Source organism: Streptomyces sp. NPDC003327, from assembly GCF_053589515.1.
On the sequence record NZ_JBSFSA010000029.1, the window covers coordinates 58,083 to 78,011 of the forward strand.

Annotated in this window: 16 protein-coding genes; 6 read left to right on the top strand and 10 right to left on the bottom strand. The window is 74.5% G+C overall.

Annotation, left to right across the window (positions count from 1 at the left end; genetic code table 11):
• The 3 genes from ACWDVG_RS21460 (at position 1) to ACWDVG_RS21470 (ending at position 3,253) form a co-directional block, all read left to right on the top strand.
• On the top strand, positions 1-924 hold the full coding sequence (locus ACWDVG_RS21460; protein ID WP_451700921.1) for an ABC transporter ATP-binding protein: 924 nt from the start codon (positions 1-3) through the stop codon (positions 922-924).
• Complete coding sequence (locus ACWDVG_RS21465) at positions 921-1,760, top strand: ABC transporter permease subunit (protein WP_451700923.1); 840 nt, start codon at positions 921-923, stop codon at positions 1,758-1,760. Before ACWDVG_RS21460 ends, ACWDVG_RS21465 begins: the two co-directional genes overlap by 4 nt.
• Positions 1,761-1,903: 143 nt before the next feature.
• Positions 1,904-3,253 (top strand): nuclease, encoded by a 1,350-nt coding sequence (locus ACWDVG_RS21470; RefSeq protein ID WP_451700924.1) that lies wholly within the window; start codon positions 1,904-1,906, stop codon positions 3,251-3,253.
• 19 nt (positions 3,254-3,272) lie between these two features.
• Here ACWDVG_RS21470 and ACWDVG_RS21475 read toward each other — a convergent pair whose 3' ends face one another.
• From ACWDVG_RS21475 to ACWDVG_RS21485, 3 genes are all read right to left on the bottom strand, one after another.
• Positions 3,273-4,130 (bottom strand): helix-turn-helix domain-containing protein, encoded by an 858-nt coding sequence (locus ACWDVG_RS21475; protein ID WP_451700925.1) that lies wholly within the window; start codon positions 4,128-4,130, stop codon positions 3,273-3,275.
• Between the two features lie 228 nt (positions 4,131-4,358).
• The gene (gene crcB / locus ACWDVG_RS21480; RefSeq protein WP_451700926.1) at positions 4,359-4,712 is read right to left on the bottom strand and encodes a fluoride efflux transporter CrcB; all 354 of its coding nucleotides are present in this window, start codon (positions 4,710-4,712) and stop codon (positions 4,359-4,361) included.
• Positions 4,709-5,131: a FluC/FEX family fluoride channel gene (locus ACWDVG_RS21485; protein ID WP_451700927.1), complete on the bottom strand. Its 423-nt coding sequence runs from the start codon at positions 5,129-5,131 to the stop codon at positions 4,709-4,711. The genes crcB and ACWDVG_RS21485 overlap by 4 nt, the downstream gene beginning before the upstream one ends.
• Before the next feature lie 294 nt (positions 5,132-5,425).
• Between ACWDVG_RS21485 and ACWDVG_RS21490 the strand changes: the two genes are divergently transcribed.
• Positions 5,426-6,727: an IS701 family transposase gene (locus tag ACWDVG_RS21490; RefSeq protein WP_451700928.1), complete on the top strand. Its 1,302-nt coding sequence runs from the start codon at positions 5,426-5,428 to the stop codon at positions 6,725-6,727.
• A gap of 120 nt (positions 6,728-6,847) precedes the next feature.
• Here ACWDVG_RS21490 and ACWDVG_RS21495 read toward each other — a convergent pair whose 3' ends face one another.
• The 4 genes from ACWDVG_RS21495 to ACWDVG_RS21510 form a co-directional block, all read right to left on the bottom strand.
• On the bottom strand, positions 6,848-8,863 hold the full coding sequence (locus tag ACWDVG_RS21495) for a helix-turn-helix domain-containing protein (protein WP_451700929.1): 2,016 nt from the start codon (positions 8,861-8,863) through the stop codon (positions 6,848-6,850).
• Between the two features lie 168 nt (positions 8,864-9,031).
• On the bottom strand, positions 9,032-9,907 hold the full coding sequence (locus ACWDVG_RS21500) for an AfsR/SARP family transcriptional regulator (protein ID WP_451700944.1): 876 nt from the start codon (positions 9,905-9,907) through the stop codon (positions 9,032-9,034).
• 313 nt (positions 9,908-10,220) lie between these two features.
• Positions 10,221-10,688 (bottom strand): anthrone oxygenase family protein, encoded by a 468-nt coding sequence (locus ACWDVG_RS21505; RefSeq protein WP_451700930.1) that lies wholly within the window; start codon positions 10,686-10,688, stop codon positions 10,221-10,223.
• Between the two features lie 63 nt (positions 10,689-10,751).
• Positions 10,752-12,353 (bottom strand): YfbK domain-containing protein, encoded by a 1,602-nt coding sequence (locus tag ACWDVG_RS21510; protein WP_451700932.1) that lies wholly within the window; start codon positions 12,351-12,353, stop codon positions 10,752-10,754.
• A gap of 215 nt (positions 12,354-12,568) precedes the next feature.
• Between ACWDVG_RS21510 and ACWDVG_RS21515 the strand changes: the two genes are divergently transcribed.
• Complete coding sequence (locus ACWDVG_RS21515; RefSeq protein ID WP_451700933.1) at positions 12,569-13,288, top strand: DNA-binding response regulator; 720 nt, start codon at positions 12,569-12,571, stop codon at positions 13,286-13,288.
• 62 nt (positions 13,289-13,350) lie between these two features.
• Here the strand turns inward: ACWDVG_RS21515 and ACWDVG_RS21520 are convergent, their stop codons facing one another.
• Positions 13,351-14,247 (bottom strand): ABC transporter permease, encoded by an 897-nt coding sequence (locus ACWDVG_RS21520; RefSeq protein WP_451700934.1) that lies wholly within the window; start codon positions 14,245-14,247, stop codon positions 13,351-13,353.
• Positions 14,244-16,958, bottom strand: a complete 2,715-nt coding sequence (locus tag ACWDVG_RS21525) for an alpha/beta fold hydrolase (protein ID WP_451700936.1) — start codon at positions 16,956-16,958, stop codon at positions 14,244-14,246. Before ACWDVG_RS21525 ends, ACWDVG_RS21520 begins: the two co-directional genes overlap by 4 nt.
• 199 nt (positions 16,959-17,157) lie before the next feature.
• Between ACWDVG_RS21525 and ACWDVG_RS21530 the strand changes: the two genes are divergently transcribed.
• The gene (locus ACWDVG_RS21530; RefSeq protein WP_451700937.1) at positions 17,158-18,339 is read left to right on the top strand and encodes a S8 family peptidase; all 1,182 of its coding nucleotides are present in this window, start codon (positions 17,158-17,160) and stop codon (positions 18,337-18,339) included.
• A gap of 82 nt (positions 18,340-18,421) precedes the next feature.
• On the opposite strand, the gene mmsA is transcribed toward ACWDVG_RS21530, so the two are convergent.
• Positions 18,422-19,924: a CoA-acylating methylmalonate-semialdehyde dehydrogenase gene (gene mmsA / locus ACWDVG_RS21535; RefSeq protein WP_451700938.1), complete on the bottom strand. Its 1,503-nt coding sequence runs from the start codon at positions 19,922-19,924 to the stop codon at positions 18,422-18,424.
• Positions 19,925-19,929: the final 5 nt, after the last annotated feature.

Below are 19,929 nucleotides of genomic sequence, written 5' to 3' on the forward strand. Positions count from 1 at the left end.
ATGATCGAGGCCAAGAACCTCACGAAACGCTATGGCGACAAGACCGCCGTGAACGACCTGTCGTTCACGGTCGAGCCCGGCCGGGTCACCGGCTTCCTCGGCCCGAACGGCGCCGGCAAGTCCACGACGATGCGGCTGCTGCTCGGGCTCGACCGGCCCGACGCGGGCGAGGCCACCGTCAACGGCGTGGCCTACCGCGACCTCGCGCAGCCCATGCGCGTGGTCGGCGCCCTCCTGGAGGCGCGCGCCGTGCACACCGGCCGCAGCGCCTACGACCACCTGCTCTGCCTCGCGCAGACCCAGGGCTTCGGCAAGCGCCGGGTCGAGGAGGTCATCGAGCAGGTCGGCCTCGGGTCGGTGGCGCGCAAGCGGGCCGGCGGCTTCTCCCTGGGCATGGGCCAGCGGCTCGGCATCGCCGCCGCGCTGCTGGGCGACCCGGCGGCGCTGATCCTGGACGAGCCGGTCAACGGCCTCGACCCGGAGGGCATCCTCTGGATCCGCAACCTGATGAAGTCGCTCGCGGCCGAGGGCCGTGCCGTCTTCGTCTCCAGCCACCTGATGAACGAGATGGCCGTCACCGCCGACCACCTCATCGTCATCGGCCGGGGCAAGCTCGTCGCCGACTGCTCCACCCAGGAGTTCATCGAGCGCAGCACCGAGCAGTCGGTCCTGGTGAAGACCCCGGACCGCGAGCGGCTCGCCGAGCTGCTGAAGGCGGAGGGCGCCACGGTCTCCGAGGTCGACGGCGACCTGGACGTCGTCGGTGTCGAGGCCCCGCGCATCGCCGAACTCGCCGCCGCCGGCGGCCTGGTCCTGCACGAGCTGTCGACGCGTCGCGGCTCGCTGGAGGACGCCTTCATGGAACTGACCAAGGACGCCGTCGAGTACGACGCCGCCGTGCCCGCCGCCGGAGGTGCGAAGTGACCGCCCTGACCGCACCCGCCACCGCTTCCGCGCCCGCCGCCGAGGCGAACAGGCCGAGCTTCGGCCGGCTGATGCTCGCCGAGTGGACCAAGATCCGCTCGGTGCGCTCCACGGTCTGGTCGCTCGCGATCCTCGTCGTGGTGACCCTGATCTTCACCGCGCTGTTCATGCAGATGGGCGTCGCGGCCTGGGACAAGAGCGAGCCGTCGCAGCAGGCCGAGATGCGGCTCGACCCGACCGGCACCATCCTCGGCAGCGGCATCCTGCTCAGCCAGCTCGCGGTCTGCGTGCTCGGCGTGATGGTGATCGCCTCCGAGTACTCCACCGGCATGATCCGCGCCAGCCTGCTCGCGGTGCCCAAGCGCCTCCCGGTCCTCTGGTCGAAGGCCGCCGTCTTCGGCCTGCTGGTCCTGGTCGTCGGCGAGGTCACCGCGTTCGGCTCGTTCTTCGTCGGCGCGCCGATCCTGGAGGCCAAGGCCCCGGTCTCGATCGGCGACCCGGGTGTGCTGCGGGCCGTCGCGGGTACCGGTCTCTACCTGGCCCTGGTCGGTCTGTTCGCGCTCGCCGTCGGCGCGATCGTCCGGCACACGGCCGCGAGCATCACGGGCGTCATCGGGTTCGTCCTGGTGCTCACCCCGATGGCCGCGATGCTGCCGGGCAAGGTCGGCACGTACGTGTACGCCTACCTCCCCACGCAGGCCGGCTTCATGATGACCCAGCAGCAGGCGCGCGCCGGCGACGTGCTGGGTCCCTGGCAGGGAATCGGGGTGCTGGCCCTGTGGACGGCCGCCCTGCTGGCCGTCGCCGCGGTGCTGCTGCGCCGCAGGGACGCCTGACCTCCCCGCCCACCGCGGGTGTTCGCCGATCCGGCGAGCGCCCGCGGTGTTGCGTTTCCAGGGAGCGTCCACCTTCCCTCGACTGTGGCTGAAGAACGCCCTGCGACTCTCTGAACAGCGGCAGCAGAGAGGGAGAAAACGGAATGGCTCACAGCAACGCGCAAGCCGTCTTGATAACGAGTGCATTCAGCTCCGTCAGGACGGAGATCACCGACTCGTCGGGGCGCAGCGAATTCGACCCGAAGAACTTCGAGAAACTGCCGGCGCGCGACGTTCCCGTCAGCGCCCTGTCGGCCGGGGTGTCACTGCGGCAGAGCGGTACGGACGCCGCCCACATCCAGCTTCTCGTCGACGCGGCGGGGACGGCGGAACTGCCCCCCATTCTCGTCCAATTGGACGGCTACCGCATCATCGACGGTCTGCACCGTCTGGAGGCGGCGCGGCTCCGCGGCGACGAGACGATCAAGGCGCGCTTCCTCGACTGTTCGAACTCCGAGGCGCTCGTCATCGCCATGAAGGCGAACGGCACGCACGGACTGCCGCTGTCGAAGGCGGACCGCGTGTCCGGCGCCCAGCGCGTCCTCGGCTCCCACCCGGACTGGTCCGACCGCGCCATCGCGGGCATCACCGGGCTGAGCGCGAAGACGATCGCCTCGCTGCGGGACCGGACGGGGGACGCGACGCCGCTCGACGGCAAGCGCATCGGCCGCGACGGCCGGCGGCGTCCGGTGGACGCGGGCGAGGGCAGGCGGCGCGCCGCGGAGTACATCGCCGCGCATCCGAACGCGCCGCTGCGGCAGGTGGCCCGGGAGACCGACGTGTCGCTCGGCACGGTGCACGACGTGAGCGCGCGGCTGCGGCGCGGCGAGGGCCCCGAGCGGGACGGCCGCCGCCAGGGGGCCGCCCGGGACCGGGCCGCCGCCACCTCCGTACGACCCGTGCAGCCGGTGTCGCCCGCGCAGCCGCACCACCCGTCCCGTCCGGCGACGCACTCCGGGCACCCCGGGCACCAGCCGACGCACCCCGTACAGCCGACGCAGCCGGCCCACCCGACGCAGCCGGTGCACGCCCTGCCGAACGTGCGGCCGCTGCAGTCGCTCCAGGCCGTCCCGCCCATGCGTTCCGCGCCGCCCGCCGGGCGGCCCGAGGACGCGGCGCGGCCGGCGGCGGGCCCGGCCCGGGCGCCGCTGCGGGTGGCGCCCCACGCGGACACCGCGCCGCAGCGCAGGAACCACACCGAGGCGCCGCCCGCCTGGGCGACGGTCGCCGCGAAGATGGCCAGCGACCCGGCCATCCGCTACACGGCGGGCGGCCGGGAGTTCCTCCGCTGGATGCAGGCGCACGCCACCGACCCGAACGAGGAGTGGCGCGGCCTCGTCGACGCCGTCCCGGCGCACTGGGTCGGTGTCATCGCCCCGATCGCGGAGCGCATCGGCCGGGAGTGGAGCCTGCTCGCGGAGCAGCTGAAGACCAAGCAGGACATGGCGCCGTGATCCTGCCCGGTCCCGGTCGCTACGCCACGGGCACCGGTGCCGCGGACGCCACCCTGAGGTGGCCCGCGGCCCGGCGCGCGCCCGCCGGCTCCCCGTCGGGGTTGACCGAGGCGCAGCCGGGGTGGGCCACCACCTCGACCGGCGGTACGAGTTCGGGCAGGGCGAGCAGGATCGGCGGATCGGTCGCCCGCACGGCCCGCAGCCGCACGGCGGCGCTGACGATGCCGTCGGCGGTGACGGGCACGGTCGTCGCCCCGCGGCCCGCGACGAGCGCGGTCCGACGGGAGCGGGCGTCGGGCCCGATGCCGTCGGCGACGGCGACCGCGAGCAGGTGCCACTCCCCCTCCGGGACGTGCTGGAGCGAGTAGCAGGACGGCCGGCCGCTGGGGACGTCGACGACGACCGAGGCCACGGACGGGTGCTGCACCACGGGCGTCCCGAAGGCCCCGAGGAACACGCGCGCGTTGCCGTGGCCCGCCGGCAGGCTGATGGTGCCCGCGATCGTGCCGTACCCGGCGCGCGGGTCGGGCTCCGGCCCCGGCAGCCCGTCGCCGCCGCCGCGCGTCAGCCGCCGGTAGCGGCTGGGCGAGACGCCGACCCCGGACGTGAACGAGTTGGTGAACGAGCCGAGGCTGTTGTAGCCGACGGCGTAGGAGATGTCGGTGATGCTCATCGAGGTGCTCTCGATGAGCCGCTTGGCCTCGTGAATGCGGATCGCTGCCAGAAATCTCCCGGGTGTGATCCCGGTTTCCTCTTTGAACAGCCGCGTGAAATAGAAACGGCTGAGCAGAGCGCTTTCGGCGATCTCCGTGAGAGTCAGCGGCTCGCCGTAACGCTCCCGAATGTACTCGATCGCCCTTTCTACTGCGTTGTCCATACGCACCTCACTACGTCTCGATCCAGGCAGCAGGTTCGCGCGGCGACATCGTGCACAACTCGAAGAACACTCGTGAGATGTTCACTTGCGCGGGCGCCTCGAACGTGCTGCGGCGGACCGCCCGGTAAGCGGCTCCCCGTTGCCGTCGCACCGGAGGCACCTGTCTTCGAGCCGACGCCTACGGACCGGGACGCTCGTCAGGAACGACGACGAGGTGTACGCGGCACCTCACCCCCGCCCGGCCGCCCCGACCCCCAGCCAGACGGCTCCGAGACCGGCGGTCAGGCCGCCCAGCACGTTCAGGACCGCGTACCCCCGCCGCCCCTCCTCGTACAGCCTCAGCGTCTCGTACGAGAAGGTGGAGTACGTGGTCAGGGCGCCGCACAGGCCGGTGCCGAGCAGCAGGTGCAGCCGCTCCGAAGAGACGCCGGTGAGCAGGCCGAGGGCGAACGAGCCCGCGACGTTCACGGCGAACGTGCCCCAGGGCAGGGCGGCGCCGAACCGGGCCTTCGTCACCCGGTCGGTGAGGTACCGCAGCGGCGCGCCGACGGCGGCCCCCACCACGACGAGCAGCCAGTTCACGAGGGCGTCACCCGGGGCCGTACGACCGCCCGCGCGGCGGCCGTCCCCGCCGCGACGGCGGCCAGCGCGACGAGCACCGTCGCCCCCAGGTAGAGCAGGCCCGACGCGGGCCGGTCCGCGTCGAGGAGCCGCTGGGCGTCGAGCGCGTACGCCGAGAACGTGGTGAACCCGCCGCAGAACCCGGTGCCGAGGAACGGGCGCAGCAGCGGGTGCGGGGCCACCCGGGTCCGGGTCTCGGTGAGCAGCACCATGAGGACGCCGAGCAGGGCGCAGCCGGCCGCGTTCACGGTGAACGTCGTCCAGGGGAAGGCGCCGGCCGGGGTGGGCCACAGGAGGGCCGCGCCGTGGCGGGCGCTCGCGCCGAGCGCGCCGCCCGCCGCGACGGCGCCGACGACCGGAAGTTCGGCTCGTACACCCATGGGCCCAGGGTACGGGCGGTGGCGAGGCGGGCCGCACGGGCGCGGTGGTCCGGCCTGGGGCATTAACCGGAGCCGGCCCGCGCGGCCTCGCTCAGCGATGGTCCGGCCACGGAGTGCGACGGGTCAAAGCGGCTCCGGAGAGTGTGTCAGCTCACTTCGGGAGGGGGTGGTGTGGTCCGGCCACCATCGGGCGGGCGATTCGGGTGCCGGGTCCACCTCGTCCCGGGGGGTGGTCACGGGCGACCGTTGGTGGTGCAGCGGAAGGGAGCTGCGCAACCTTCGGGCAGGAGTGTCGTGAGTACATCCGTCGCAACCCAGCGCAGGGGCATCGCCGGGACCGTTCCCCTGACCGTTCCCCGTCAGGCCGCCCGTGCGGGCGTCCGTGCCGTGCCGCGTGGCTCCTCGGCCCGCGCGGCCTCCTCCGGTGACGACGTCTACGCCGAGCTGTGCGCCGCGCTCTTCGCCGGGTTCCCGCGCCGCGACCAGCGCCTGAAGGCCGAGCAGTACCTGCACGGGCTGCTCACCGCCCAGGGCCGCAAGTCGATCCGCAACATCGCCGCGCAGATAGGCGGGCCCGCCGCCGAGCAGAGCCTGCACCACTTCATCTCCAGCTCCACCTGGGACTGGGCGCCGATGCGGGCCGAGCTCGCCCGCTTCCTGGAGCGGAGCGGCTGCCCGCAGGCCTGGGTGGTGCGGCCCATGCCCATCCCGAAGGCCGGGGAGCACTCGGTGGGCGTGGACCGGCGCTTCGACCCGGAGCGCGGCCAGGTCTTCCACGGCCAGCAGGCGTTCGGCGTGTGGTTCGCGAGCGACGAGCTGAGCGTCCCCGTCAACTGGCGGCTCTTCCTGCCGGACCCGTGGGTCAAGGACCGCACCCGGCGCGACCGCGCGGAGGTGCCGCAGGAGGCGGGCGAGGAGACCCTGGAGGAGTGCGCGGTCGCCGCGGCCCTGGAGACGGCCCGCCTCGGTGACGTCACCCGCAAGCCGGTGCTCCTCGACATCCGGGGCGGCGCGGGCCGGGCGGCGCTCACCCGGCTCGCCGCGGCCGGGCTGCCGGTGGTGGCCCGCATCGGCGGCGGCTCCCGGCTCGCCATCGCGGACCGCTCGCTCCCCGGCTTCGGCGCGGGGCCGCTCCCCGCGCAGCAGATCCTGGAGTCGCTGCGGGGGCTGCGCCGCCCGGTGAGCTGGGTGGACACCGTGGCCGGCGCGCCGACCTCCCGCACCTCGCTCGCGACGGCCGTCCGGGTCGCGCTGCCCATGCCGGGCGGGGAGCGGATGCGGCCGCTGACGCTGCTCGGCGAGTGGGACGACCCTCGGCGCGGTCCGGCCCGGGTGTGGATCAGCGATCTGACCTCGCCCGTGGGCTCGCTGCTGCGGCTGACGAAGCTGGCGCGGCGGGTGGACCGGGACTTCGCCGAGGTCGGCGAGGAGGCGGGCCTGCGGGACTTCGTGGGCCGCTCGTACCGCGGCTGGCACCGGCACATCACGCTGGCGTCCGCCGCCCACGCGGCGGCGCTGCTCGCTCCCGGCCGGGACGCGGCGGCGTACAGCGCGGGCTTCGCCTCCGGTTACGCCGCGGGACGCACCGCCAGCTGACGTTTCCCTTCCCCCCACCCCCGCCGCCCCGGTGGTCCGCCCCAACGGACCACCGGGCGACGGCCGTCGGGCCCCGTGCCCCTGCGGCGGGGGTCGGTCCGCGGGCGCGGGCGGCCGCCGTCAGGCGACGGGGCGGTCCGGCGGGACGGGCGGGCGCGGCGGGGTCGTGGCGGTGCGGCGGCGGGCGAGGACCTCGCGGGTGCGCTGGAGCCGCAGCGCGAGCTGCACCTCCAGGACCTGGCCGGGCTTCTGCCAGCCGGGGCCGAGGAGTTCGCCGATCCGCTCCAGGCGGCGCGAGACCGTGTTCGGGTGGACGTGCAGCGCCTCGGCCGCGTTGGACGGGCTGCCGCCGGAGGCGAAGTACGCCTCCAGGGTGCGGGTCAGGTCGGTGAACCGCTCGGCGTCGTAGTCCAGGACGGGACCGATCGCGTTCTCGACGAAGCCGTCGACGTCGTGGTCGTCGGAGAGCAGCATCCCGAGGAACCCCAGGTCCTGCACGGCCGCCGCGGAGCCGGTGCCGCCGAGCGCGCTCATCGCGTCCAGGCAGCGCCCGGCCTCGGCGTACATCGCGCCGACGCCGTCCGGGCTGTGACCGGGTCCCGCTGCGGCGACCGAGACGGGGTGCCCGAGCAGCGGCGACAGCTCCTCGGAGACGGCCTTGGCCGCGGCGGACGGGTCCATCCCGGGGAGCAGCAGCACGATGCAGCCGCCCTGGACGGTCTTCAGACCGGAGAGGCGGTACGCGTAGGAGGACGCCCACACCACCGCGCGCCCCTGCTCGCCGCCCTCCGGCCGCGCCACCACGAGCACGTGCGGTTTGCGCAGGTCGATGCCGAGGCGACGGGCCCGCAGGGCGATCTGCTGCGGGGCGTGCGGCGGGTCGGCGATCAGGTCGTCGAGGAGCTCGTCGCGGACGGGCCCCTCGGCGACGGCCGTGGACCGCTGCATCAGGAGGAGGAACGCGACGGACTGGGCGGTCAGTTCGAGGAGCCGCTCGTCCTCGCCGGTGAGGCCGCTGGTGGCGCGGATGACGAGGCCGCCGAGGTCCTCGGAGCCCGCGATGACGGGCGCGACCCAGGTGTCCTCGTCGGCGAGGACCGGGCGGCGGCTGGCGTGCGCGTCGAGCGAGGCCTTGGCGACGGCCTCCTCGTCGAGGTCGGTGATCTCGGCGCCGCCGCAGGCGAGGACCCGGCCGCCGGGGTCGCGGATCAGCACGGTGGCGTCGAGGGCGTCACCGGCGGCCTTGGCGAGGTTGCACAGTTCGCCGCCGGCGAGGACGAGGTTCATGATGCGGCTGTGGGCCTCGCTGACGTGCCGCATCCGGGTGAGGCGGGTGCGGACGAGGGAGCTGTCCCGCTCCAGCTCCGACACCTCGGCCCTGGTCCGGTCGAGGAGGCCTGCCTTCTCGACGGCGAGGGCCGCGAGGTCGGCGAGGGCCGCGAGGTCGGCGATCTCCTGCGGGGTGTGCTCGCGGACGCGCCGGTCCGCTCCGTACAGGGCGCCGATCACGGCGTCGCCGCTGCGCAGCGGGACGGCCATGATGGCGCGCAGCCCCTCGGCCCGGACGGCCGCGTCGCCGGGGTCGGCGGCGTCGGCGCCGATGGCGGTGTCGGCGAGCGAGAACCGTTCGTCGGCCGGGTAGTCGGGGGTCCAGACGGGCACGCCCTCGCGCTGGACGACGCCGCCCAGGCAGTTGCCGTCCTCGATCCGCAGGCCGGGGACGAGCCCGGCGCCCTCCTCCTCGCCGACGGAGCCCTCGGTGGTGCGGATGTAGCAGGCGCCGTGCGGGCCGCGCAGGGTCACGTACGCCATGTCGAGGCCGATCAGCTGCCGGGCGCGCCGGGTGATGAGGTGCAGCTGGCTGTCGAGGTCGTACGAGAAGGTGAGGTCGCGCGCGGTGTCGGTGAGCGTGGTGAGGGTGGCCTCGCGCGCGGCGGCGGCGGCGCGGTCGCCCTGGACGGCTCCGGCGAGCCGCACGGCCCGCTCGACCCGCGCGCGTTCGGCCGCGGGGAGGTCCCGCGCGCCGTCGAGGAGGTCGTCGAGGCCGGCCTCGACGCGGTCGCCCGAGGCGAGGAGTTCCAGGACGGCGAGCAATGCGTCGGCGCCACCGCCTCCGTCCCCGCCGTACGCACTCATGTGTCCCCAACCCCCGTAGTCGAGCGAAATCGGGCACCAGGGAGGAAACCCGCCGTGTTCGCGAAACTAATTCTGCTTCGGGAACCGGTCAACGGTGAGCTGCGGCACTTCGTTCCCCTGCGGGTGTGCCGGGCTCGACGGCCGGCCGGACGGACGCCCGACGGGGCGTCAGACGAGCGTGGCCGTCGGCATCGGCCGGAACCGGTCCGGATGGTACGGGGCGGGCACGCGCGCCGCCGGGGGCGGGGCGGTGTTCCGCAGGGCGAGCACCGAGCGCTGGAGCCTGCGGAGCCTGCCGGAGGGCTCCATGCCGCTCTCCTTGAGGAGCGCGGCGCGCAGCCCGTCGAAGACGGCGAGCGCCTCGTCGTGCCGTCCGCAGCGCAGCAGCGCGACCATGAGGTGGGCGTGCAGGGGTTCGTTGGTGCGGTAGCGGGCGACGAGTCCGGGCAGCTCGGCCAGGAGTTCGGCGTGGCGGCCGAGGCCGAGCTGCGCCTCCACCCACTGGTCGAGGACGCTGAGGCGGGAGGTCTCCAGCCGCTCGATCTCCATCCGGAGCCGGGGGCCCGCGGCGACGCCCGCGTAGGGCTCGCCGCGCCACAGGGCGAGGGCCTCGCCGAGCCGGAGCGCGGCCCGGGAGAGGTCGCCCGCCTCCATGGCCCGGTAGCCGGCGCCGGCCGCGCGCTCGAACTGCCAGACGTCGTTGGCACCGCCGCCGCTGTCGAGCCGGTAGGCACCGGGCACGGAGACGAGGATCGCGTCGGCGGTGCGCCGGTCGGACCAGCCGGGGCGCGGTTCCGCCGGGTCGGCGTCCCGCAGTGCGCGGGTGATGAGCGCGCGCAGCTCGGCTATGTGCCCCTGGAGTTCGGCGCGGGCGCCGCGCGGGGCGCCGGACGGCCAGAGCTCCTCGGTGAGGACCGTCACGGGGACGATCTGGTCGGCGTTGGCCGTGAGCAGGGCGAGCAGCTGTCGAGGCGCGGCCGCGGTCGGGGTGATCGACACCCCGTTCTCGCGGACCGACAGTCCTCCCAGGATCCGGACGTCCACCATGCCCCCCTCAAGTCTCTGCGCGGGTGACCCCCGGGTTGATTAGAAAAGACCCCCGTAGGCATGTCAATAAGAAACCGGAAGGTACGGAATCACGGGTGGGGATATCGGGGTGCTTCAACCCCTATGCCCGGATATAAAGCGGTCGGGTTCTCGTCATTGGCCCGAACCCGACCCCCTCCGACGACGGCTTTCGGACTTCGGAGTACGCTTTCGGGGGTGCCAGAGGTCCGCCCGGAGGCCTCCGACCCGCGAGTTCACGCCACAAACAGACCCCGTGGTTCGGTTCCGTGGGCCGGAGCGCCCCGCCGGGCTACGCCACGGCGGCGGCGGTGAGCAGCCCGAAGGCGACGAGGACGAGCAGGGTCCGCACCCGGTGGAAGGCGTTCCAGCGCCCCTCGAAGGCGGCCCGGACGGCGGCCGGGTCCTGGTCCGGCGCCGCGGGGGCGGCGAGCGCGTTGTTGAGGGGGACGTTCCCCGCGGCGGTCACCACGTGGTTGAGGAACGCGGCGACGAGGCCGCCGAGCACGAGCCACTTCTGGGCGTCGGTGCGGCCGTCGACCGGGACGAGGAGGGCGGCGAGGGGGAAGGCGAGCACCCCGAGGAAGACGGTCAGGAAGACGGCCCTCGGCACGTACTCGTTGATCCGCCGCATCGCCGTCACGAACTCGCGGTCCGTGAGGCGGGCGAGCGCGGGCATGATCCCGGTGAGGAAGATGAGCATGAATCCGGCGTAGAGCCCGGTGCATCCGACGGCGAGGGCGAGCAACAGGGAGGCCATGGCCTCATGATGCCGCCTCCCCGCCGGAGGCACCGGCTCCACCGCGAGGGCCGGGCGTGCGGATCAGGCGTACGGGTCGCCGGACCGCAACTCCCCCTCGCCGCCCGGCTCGTGGCCGGGGCCGCGCAGCCGGTCCGCCTGCCGGACCGCCTCCGCCAGCTCGGTGACGACGGCGGAGCCGGAGCGCCCGGCGATCGCGTCGGCGCGCCGGGCGAGGTCGCCGAGGGCCGGGGCGCCCGGCAGGCCGCCGCCGCGCAGGGCGTCCGCGAAGTAGGCGGTGATGGCCGTCAGTTGCAGGCTGTCGTGGCCGGGCCCCCACAGGTCGGAGGTGAGGGCGCCGGTCTCCACCGAACCGGAACGCTCGTGCGGCTTCCGGGAGTTCGGGTCGAGCCAGCGGACGGTGGCGGTGGCGACCCGCCCGGTGGCGCCGGGCCGCGTCTTGACCGCGTACAGCGCGGTGACCGTGTGCCCGGCCCCGATCTCGCCCCCGTCGACCCGGTCGTCCCGGAAGTCCTCGTCGGCGACCTCCCGGTTCTCGTACCCGACGAGCCGGAACTTCTCGACGGTCGACCGCTCGAAGGCGACCTGCGCCTTGGCGTCGCGGGCGCGCAGCTCCACGTGGGCGGGCAGCTGGTCGACGAAGACCTTGCGGGCCTGCGCGTCGGTGGAGACGTACGTGGTGTGCCCGTCGCCCTTGTCCGCGAGCCGCTCCATGAAGTCGTCGCCGTACTCGCTGCCGACGCCGACGCCGAAGAGGGTGATCCCGTACTCCCTGCGCTCCTCCTCGATCCGGGCGAGGATCGCCTCCGCCTCCGTCTCGCCGGAGTTGGCGAGGGCGTCGGAGAGCAGCACCACCCGGTTGGTGGCGCCCTTGCGGTGGCCCTCGACGGCGACGTCGTACCCGGTCCGCACGCCCGCCTCGACATTGGTCGACGAGCTCGTCTCCAGGGCGTCCACGGTCTCGGCGATCCGCGGCCTGGCCTCGCCGACGCGGGTCATGGGCAGCCGGGTCTCGGCCTCGTCGCTGAAGGTGACCAGGGCGATCGAGTCGTCGTCGCGCAGCTCGTCGGTCAGCACGCGCAGCGACCGCTTGACGAGGTCGAGGCGGCCCGGCTCGTCCATCGAGCCCGAGACGTCGACGACGAACGTCAGCGCGGCGGGCGGGCGTTCGCCGCCGAGGTCGGCGCCCCGGGTGGCGAGCCCGACCCGGACGAGCGACCAGCCGTCGGCCCCGGCGCGGGCCCCGTCGACGGTCACGCTGAAGCCGTCGTCCGCCGGGCGCGGGTAGTCGGGGCGGAAGCTGTTGACGAACTCCTCGGGCCGCACCGTCACCGGGTCGGGCAGCCGGCCCTCGGAGAGCGCGCGGCGGGCGTAGCCGTACGAGGCGGTGTCGACGTCGAGCGCGAAGGTGGACAGGTAGTCGGGCGCGGGGCTCGGCGCCCGCTGCTCGCCCTCGGGGCCGGGCGCGGGCGCGTCGGGCGCCGCGGTGGCGCCGGAGCGGTTCCCGCCGTCGGGCACGGCCACCCCCCGGCCGCGGTCGTGGGCGCCGCCGTCGCCGCTCGCGCCGCATCCGGACAGCGCGAGACCGGCGGCGAGCAGCCCGGCGAGCGCGGCCGCCCGCCGCGTTCCGCGGCGCGCCTTCACCGTGTCGTGGTACGGATCCATGTCATCTCCCCCTGGGATGCGTTCACTTGTGAATGTGACGGGCGGGAGGGCGGGGCGGAGCCGTCGAAGGAGTTGCGGAACGATCTCGATGTGGCAACGGCGGCGGGGGCGGGCCCGGGTGGCATGGATTCGCCATAGTTTTCCACAGGGGTTGTCACCGTGTGCAGTCACGTGCGTACATGGAGTGGACATCGATCGGGCGGGGGTGGTCAGCGGTGGCGGAGAGCGCGGGATCCGTGTTGCTCGCCCGGTCGGCGATGAACCGGGCCGCGGCCGAGGGACAGCGGCCCCCGGGGCGCCCGGTCCGGGGCGTACGGCGGATCAGCGCCGTGCTCGCCGGGCTGGCCGCCTCGACCCGGCACGAGCTGCTGACGTTCGACGATCCGGTCGCCTCCGCGGCCTGCGCGATCCCCGAGCCGTTCCTGGAGTTGGCGGGGGCGTGCATGCGGGCCGCGGCGGAGCGGGCCGACGAGGTCAGGAGGATCGTGCCGCGCCACGCCCTGCCCCGGCTGGAGGACGGGCCTCCGGTCCCGGGGCGGGCGCGGCTCGCCGACGCGATCCCCTTCAAGATGATCGTCGTCGACCGCACGGTGGCGGCCGTCCCGCTCGACCTGGAGCTGCTCTACAACGGACTGCTGCTCATCCGGGACCCGGTGGTGGTCCACGCGCTGGTCAGGGCGCACCAAGCCAGTTGGTCGACGGCCCAGGAGCCGGGCCACGCCCCGCCGGCCCCGCCGCCCTCGCGCGAACCGCCCCCGCAGCTGCGCCCGGTGCTCGACGCCCTCCTGTCGGGGCTGACGGACGAGACGGCCGCCGCCCGGCTCGGCATGTCCGCCCGCACCTACAGCCGCCGGGTCGGCGAACTGATGGCCGCTCTCGGCACGACGAGCCGCTTCCGCGCGGGCGCGGAAGCGGCTCGAAGGGGGTGGGTGTGAGGGACACCCGGGCGCGGGCGTGAGGGACGCCCGGGCCGGGGCGGCGGGACTCCCTCGGGGCGTCAGGACACGATGTCCTTGCGGGCGAAGCCGCGGAAGGCCAGGGCGAAGAGCACCAGGGCGTACGTGACGGAGATCGCCGCGCCCTTCGCCATGCCGCTCCACTCCAGCTGCGGCTGGAGCGCGTCGATCCAGGCGAACTGCCAGTGCGCGGGCAGGAAGTCGCGCCAGTCGCCGAGGGCCGTGACGGCGTCCAGGACGTTGCCGACGATCGTCAGACCGACGGCGCCGCCGACCGCGCCGAGCGGCGCGTCGGTGCGGGTGGAGAGCCAGAAGGCGAGCCCGGCGGTGACGAGCTGGGAGACGAAGACGAACCCCACGGCGACGGCGAGCCGCAGCAGGGCGTCCCCGGCCGGCACGGAGCCGCCCGTCGGCAGCTGCAGCGGCCCCCAGCCGTAGGCGACGGTCCCGGCGGCCAGGGCGACGAGGGGCAGGAGGACCATCGCGGCCGCGCTGAACAGCAGCGCCACCGCCAGCTTGGAGGCGAGCAGCCGGGCCCGGGGCACGGGCGCGGCCAGCAGGTAGCGCAGCGAGGACCAGCCCGCCTCGGAGGCGACGGTGTCCCCGCAGAACAGCGCGACGGGGATGACGAGCAGGAACCCGGCGGAGACGAAGAGGCAGGTCGCCGCGAAGTTGGCGCCCGAGGCGGTCGCGGTGTCCATCAGGGTGATCCGGCCGCCCCGGTCGTCGCCCGCGGGGCCGCCGATGGCGAAGGCGACGATGAGGACGAACGGCAGGGCGGTGAGCACCCCGGCCATGACGAGGGTGCGGCGGCGCTTCCACTGGCGCAGGGCCTCGACGCGCAGCGGGAGGGTGCGCCCGGCCCGGTAGCCGGGCGCGGTGGCCGCCACGGCGGCCGGGGGCGGCGTGGTCGGCGTGGGGGTGCTCGGCGTGCTCACGCGGTTCCTCCGATCAGGGTCAGGAACGCGTCCTCCAGGCGCCGGTGCGGGCCGACGCCCGTCACCGGCACGTCGAGCCGGACGAGTTCGCCGATGAGTGCGGTCGCGTCGGCGCCGTCGAGGCGGACGAGCAGCCCGCCCTCGGTGCGGTCCGCGGAGCCGATGCCCGGCAGGGCGCCGATCTTCTCGACCAGGGCGTCGGGGACGCTCTCGCCGAGCGAGACGAGCAGGGCCGAGCCGGAGCCGGTGATCTCGGCGACGGGTCCGGCCTGGATCAGCCGCCCCCGGTCCATCACGACGAGGTGGGTGCAGGACTGCTCGACCTCGGCCAGGAGGTGGCTGGAGACGATGACCGTCCGGCCCCCGGCCGCGTACCGGATCATCACCTCCCGCATCTCGCGGATCTGCGGCGGGTCGAGGCCGTTGGTCGGCTCGTCGAGGATGAGGAGGTCCGGCAGGCCCAGCATGGCCTGGGCGATGGCGAGGCGCTGCCGCATGCCCTGCGAGTAGGTGCGCACGGCGCGTTCCAGGGCGCCGCCGAGGTTGGCGATGCGCAGGGCCTCGTCGACGTGGGCGTCCTCCGCGGGGCGTCCGGTGGCCTTCCAGTACAGCTCCAGGTTCTCCCGGCCGGAGAGGTGCGGCAGGAAGCCGGCGCCCTCGACGAAGGAGCCGACCCGGGAGAGGACGGGCGCGCCGGGGCGGATCGCCTGCCCGAAGACCCTGATCTCGCCCTCGTCGGGGGTGATGAGCCCCATGAGCATGCGCAGGGTGGTCGTCTTGCCCGCGCCGTTCGGCCCGAGGAGGCCGAGGACCTGGCCCTGTTCGACGCGGAAGGAGAGGTCGCGGACGCTGTAGCGGTCACCGCCCGCGTACTTCTTGGAGAGGCCGGTGATCTGGAGGGGTACGCCGGCGAGTGCCGGGTCGGGCGCGGGGGCGGCCGTCCGGCGGCGGGCGGTGAGGAGCAGTCCGGCGGCCGCGGCGAGGCCGAGCAGCGGCAGGCCCCAGACCCACCAGGGCAGGGCGGCCGCCCGGGTGGTGACGCCGGGGGCGGTCGGGACGGTCAGCGGGCCCTCGACGGCCACGGTGTATCCGGCCGGGAGGACCGGGGAGGCGTAGCCGAGGTCGGTGGCCGCGAGGACGAGCCGCAGCCGGTGGCCGGCCTCCACCTCGTGGTCGATCGCGGGCAGCCGCAGCGTCACGCTCTTCCCCTCGCGGGCGTCCTCGACGCGGACGGGGGTGACGAGCCCGGCGGGCAGGACCTGCTGACGGCCGTCGGGCCCGACGTCGTACACCTTGCCGAAGAGCACGGCGGAGCCGTCGGGCGCGGTCGAGGTGACCTTGACGCGGACGGTGGGGGCGCCGGTGATCCGCAGCGCCTCGGCCTGCGGGGCGGCGTCGAAGCGGGCGTGCTGGCCGGGGAAGTCGAGGGCGACGCCGACGCCGAGGGAGGAGAGGCCGGAGAGGCCGCCGCCGAGTCCGGGCACGGCGGAGACGGCGGGCGGCGCGGCGCCCGCGGGGTTGGCGAAGGCGCGGGGCGCCGGGTCGAGCGCGAGGGCGCGGGTGCCGGCGGCGAGGCCGGGGTAGCGGTCGGCGGTGGCGGCGCGCAGGGTGGCCTGTCCGTCGGTGGAGTCGACGCCTCCGGTACGGCTGACGCGGAAGGCGGGGCCGGTGTCCACGGAGGTGTCGCGCCGCAGCCAGCGGTCGAACCAGGTGGTGATCCGCCGTTCGACGCGTGCGGTCTCGCGGTCGCCGCCGTCGTGGCCGCCCGCGATCCAGTCGACGGCGACCGGAGCGCCGTTGGCGGCGAGGGTGCGGGCCATGGCGTCGGATTCGGCCAGGGTGAAGAGGGAGTCGGTCCGGCCCTGCACGATCAGGGCGGGAGCCGTGATGCGGGAGCCGACGGCGGAGGGGCTGCGGGCTTCGAGGAGGGCGCGGGCGGCGGCGTCGGGCTTGCCGGAGACGGCGACGCGCTCCTGGAGGGCGCACAGCTCGGGGGTGAACCGGCCGCAGGGGTCGGCCTTCCCCACGGACCCGGCACCTGCCCCGGCCGCGGGCCCGGCGGCGCTCCCGGCCCCGGCACCGGCACCGGCACCGGCACCGGAACCGGCCGAGAAGAAGATCCCGGCCCAGAGCTTCTTGTAGACGCCGTTCGGGAGGAGGGCGTCGGCGAGGTTCCAGTACGTGATCTGTGGGGCGATCGCGTCGACGCGCCGGTCGTGCCCGGCGGCGAGGAGCGAGACCGCGCCTCCGTAGGACGCCCCGGTGACGCCGACGCGCGGGTCACCGGCGGCGTCGAGGAGCACCTCGGGGCGGGCGGCGAGCCAGTCGATCAGCCGGCTCACGTCCTTGACCTCGTGGTCCGGGTCGTTGAGGCCGATCCGGCCGGTGGAGGCGCCGAAGCCCCGCGCGGACCAGGTGAGTACGGCGTACCCGTCGCGGGCGAGCTGCTCGGCCTGGGCGCGGACGTCGTCCTTGGAGCCGCCGAAGCCGTGCCCGACGAGGACTGCGGGGCGGCGGCCGGGGGTGCCGTCGGTGAAGTACGAGGTGTCGACGCGCACCCCGTCCATGTCGAGGGCCCGGTCCGCGCGGTGCACGGGCGGGGCCTCGTCCGTGGCGACGGCGGTCCAGGTGCCGGCGCCCGCGAGGACGGCGAGGGCGGCGGTGACCGCGGCCCATCGGGGCGGTCCCCACCGGGGAAGTCGGAGTCGCATGCGTCGAGCCTAAGGTGGCCGCCTGTGCGGCACGGCTGCCCGGGGAAGGATTCGGTGGCCTCCTGGAGTCGTACGCGGCCCGGCCCCCGTACCGCGGGGGGAGTACGGAGGGCCGACCGCACCCTTGTGTTGCTCATGACAAAGCGTCACCCTGTGGGACACCACACCCGGACGACGAAAGGTTCAGGTGCCCCACCACATGAATCGGATACCTCGCCGCATCGCCGCGCTCGTCCCCGTCCTCGCGCTCGCCGCGGGCCTCCAGTTCGCCGCCTCCCCCGCCGCCCGGAGCGCCGCCCCCACCGGTGACCTGCGGCTCGCTCCGGCCGCCACCGCCGTCGAGAACAGCTGGATCGTCGTCCTCAGGGACGGCACGACCCGCGCCGCCGACCTCGGCGTCACCCCGAAGCACGTCTACCGGTCGGCCCTCAAGGGCTTCTCCGCCACGCTGTCGAAGGCCCGGGCCGCCGAACTCGCCGCCGACCCCCGCGTCGCGTACGTCGAGCAGAACGCGACCGTCCGGATCGCCGACACCCAGAACGGCGCGACCTGGGGCCTGGACCGCGTCGACCAGCGCGACCTGCCGCTCTCCACGACGTACACGTACGACACGACCGCGTCGAACGTCACCGCGTACATCATCGACACCGGCATCCGCACCTCGCACGGCGAGTTCGGCGGCCGGGCGACGGTCGGCACCGACACCGTCGGCGGCGGGCAGAACGGCCAGGACTGCCAGGGCCACGGCACCCATGTCGCCGGCACCGTCGGCGGCGCGACCTACGGCGTCGCCAAGGGCGTCAAGCTGGTCGCCGTCCGCGTCCTCGACTGCAACGGCTCCGGCACCACCGCCGGGGTCATCGCCGGCGTCGACTGGGTCACCGCCAACGCGGTCAAGCCGGCCGTCGCCAACATGAGCCTGGGCGGCGGCGCGAACGCCTCCCTCGACGACGCCGTACGGCGCTCGATCGCCTCCGGCGTCAGCTACGCGGTCGCCGCGGGCAACGGCAACTTCCTCGGCTGGCCCGCGAAGGCCTGCAACTACTCGCCCGCCCGCGTCGCCGAGGCGATCACGGTCGGCGCGACGGACTCGGCCGACAAGCGGGCCTCGTTCTCCAACTACGGCACGTGCGTCGACCTCTTCGCCCCGGGCGTCTCGGTCACCTCGGCCTGGAAGGACAGCGACACCGCCACGAACACCATCTCGGGCACCTCGATGGCCGCCCCGCACACGGCGGGCGTCGCCGCCCTCTATCTGGCGGCCCACCCCACGGCCACCCCGGCCCAGGTGAGCACCGCCCTGGTGAACAACGCGACGAGCGGCAAGGTCGTGGACCCGAAGACCGGGTCCCCGAACAAGCTCCTCCACTCGCGCTGGTAGGTCACCACGGACGGCGAAGGCCCCGGGGCGGACGCCCCGGGGCCTTCGCGAGCCGACCGTCGCCGGTCGCCCGGTCGCCCGGTCAGTGGTTGCGGGGGAAGCCCAGGTCGACGCCCGCCGGGGCCTCGGACGGGTCCGGCCAGCGGGTGGTGACGACCTTGCCGCGCGTGTAGAAGTGCACGCCGTCGTTGCCGTAGATGTGGTGGTCGCCGAAGAGCGAGTCCTTCCAGCCGCCGAAGGAGTGGTAGCCCACCGGGACCGGGATCGGCACGTTGACGCCGACCATGCCGGCCTCGACCTCCAGCTGGAAGCGGCGGGCCGCGCCGCCGTCCCGGGTGAAGATCGCGGTGCCGTTGCCGAACGGCGAGGCGTTGATGAGGGCGAGGCCCTCCTCGTACGTCTCGGCGCGCAGCACGCACAGGACGGGGCCGAAGATCTCGTCCTGGTAGGCCTTGGCCGTGGTCGGCACGTGGTCCAGGAGGGAGAGGCCGATCCAGTGCCCGTCCTCGTAGCCGTCGACCGTGTAGCCGGTGCCGTCGAGGACGACCTGGCAGCCCTCGTCCGCCGCGCCGTGGACGTAGGAGGCGACCTTGTCGCGGTGGACGGCCGTGATGAGCGGGCCCATCTCGGAGGTCGGGTCGGTGCCGGGGCCGATCTTGATCTTCTCGGCGCGCTCGCGGATCTTCTCGACCAGCTCGTCGCCGATGGCGCCGACGGCCACGACCGCCGAGATCGCCATGCAGCGCTCGCCCGCGGAGCCGTACGCCGCCGAGACGGCCGCGTCGGCCGCCGCGTCGAGGTCGGCGTCGGGCAGGACCAGCATGTGGTTCTTGGCGCCGCCGAGCGCCTGGACGCGCTTGCCGTTGGCGGAGGCGGTGGTGTGGATGTACCGGGCGATCGGGGTCGAGCCGACGAACGAGATCGCGGAGACGTCCGGGTGCTCCAGGAGGCGGTCGACGGCCACCTTGTCGCCGTGGAGCACGTTGAAGACGCCGTCCGGCAGGCCCGCCTCGGCGAGCAGCTCGGCGATCTTCAGGGACGGCGACGGGTCCTTCTCGCTCGGCTTGAGGACGAAGGTGTTGCCGGTCGCGATGGCGATCGGGAACATCCACATCGGCACCATGGCCGGGAAGTTGAACGGGGTGATGCCGGCGACGACGCCGACGGGCTGGCGGATGGACGCCACGTCGACCCGGTTGGACACCTGGGTCGACAGCTCGCCCTTGAGCTGGGTGGTGATGCCGCAGGCCAGGTCGACGATCTCCAGGCCGCGAGCGACCTCGCCGAGCGCGTCCGAGTGGACCTTGCCGTGCTCGGCGACGATCAGCTCGGCGATCGCGTCGCGGTTGGCGTCGAGCAGCGCGCGGAACGCGAAGAGGACGGTGGTGCGCTGGGCGAGGGAGGAGGTGCCCCAGGTCGCGAAGGCGTCCTTCGCGGCGGCGACGGCCGCGTCGACCTCCTCGACGGAGGCGAGCGCGACCCGCGTGGTCACGGCGCCGGTGGCGGGGTCGGTGACCGGTCCCCAGTTCCCCGACGTGCCCTCGACGGTCTTGCCACCGATCCAGTGGTGGACGGTCTTCGTCATGACGA

Excerpts from the sequence above, each read along its gene's own strand:
- ACWDVG_RS21485 (WP_451700927.1), bottom strand. The coding sequence starts at position 5,131 with ATGGGTGTACGAGCCGAACTTCCGGTCGTCGGCGCCGTCGCGGCGGGC.
- ACWDVG_RS21530 (WP_451700937.1), top strand. The coding sequence starts at position 17,158 with ATGAATCGGATACCTCGCCGCATCGCCGCGCTCGTCCCCGTCCTCGCG.
- ACWDVG_RS21505 (WP_451700930.1), bottom strand. The coding sequence starts at position 10,688 with ATGGCCTCCCTGTTGCTCGCCCTCGCCGTCGGATGCACCGGGCTCTAC.
- mmsA (WP_451700938.1), bottom strand. The coding sequence starts at position 19,924 with ATGACGAAGACCGTCCACCACTGGATCGGTGGCAAGACCGTCGAGGGC.
- ACWDVG_RS21495 (WP_451700929.1), bottom strand. The coding sequence starts at position 8,863 with ATGAGTGCGTACGGCGGGGACGGAGGCGGTGGCGCCGACGCATTGCTC.
- ACWDVG_RS21525 (WP_451700936.1), bottom strand. The coding sequence starts at position 16,958 with ATGCGACTCCGACTTCCCCGGTGGGGACCGCCCCGATGGGCCGCGGTC.
- ACWDVG_RS21475 (WP_451700925.1), bottom strand. The coding sequence starts at position 4,130 with ATGGACAACGCAGTAGAAAGGGCGATCGAGTACATTCGGGAGCGTTAC.
- ACWDVG_RS21470 (WP_451700924.1), top strand. The coding sequence starts at position 1,904 with ATGGCTCACAGCAACGCGCAAGCCGTCTTGATAACGAGTGCATTCAGC.
- ACWDVG_RS21510 (WP_451700932.1), bottom strand. The coding sequence starts at position 12,353 with ATGGATCCGTACCACGACACGGTGAAGGCGCGCCGCGGAACGCGGCGG.
- ACWDVG_RS21460 (WP_451700921.1), top strand. The coding sequence starts at position 1 with ATGATCGAGGCCAAGAACCTCACGAAACGCTATGGCGACAAGACCGCC.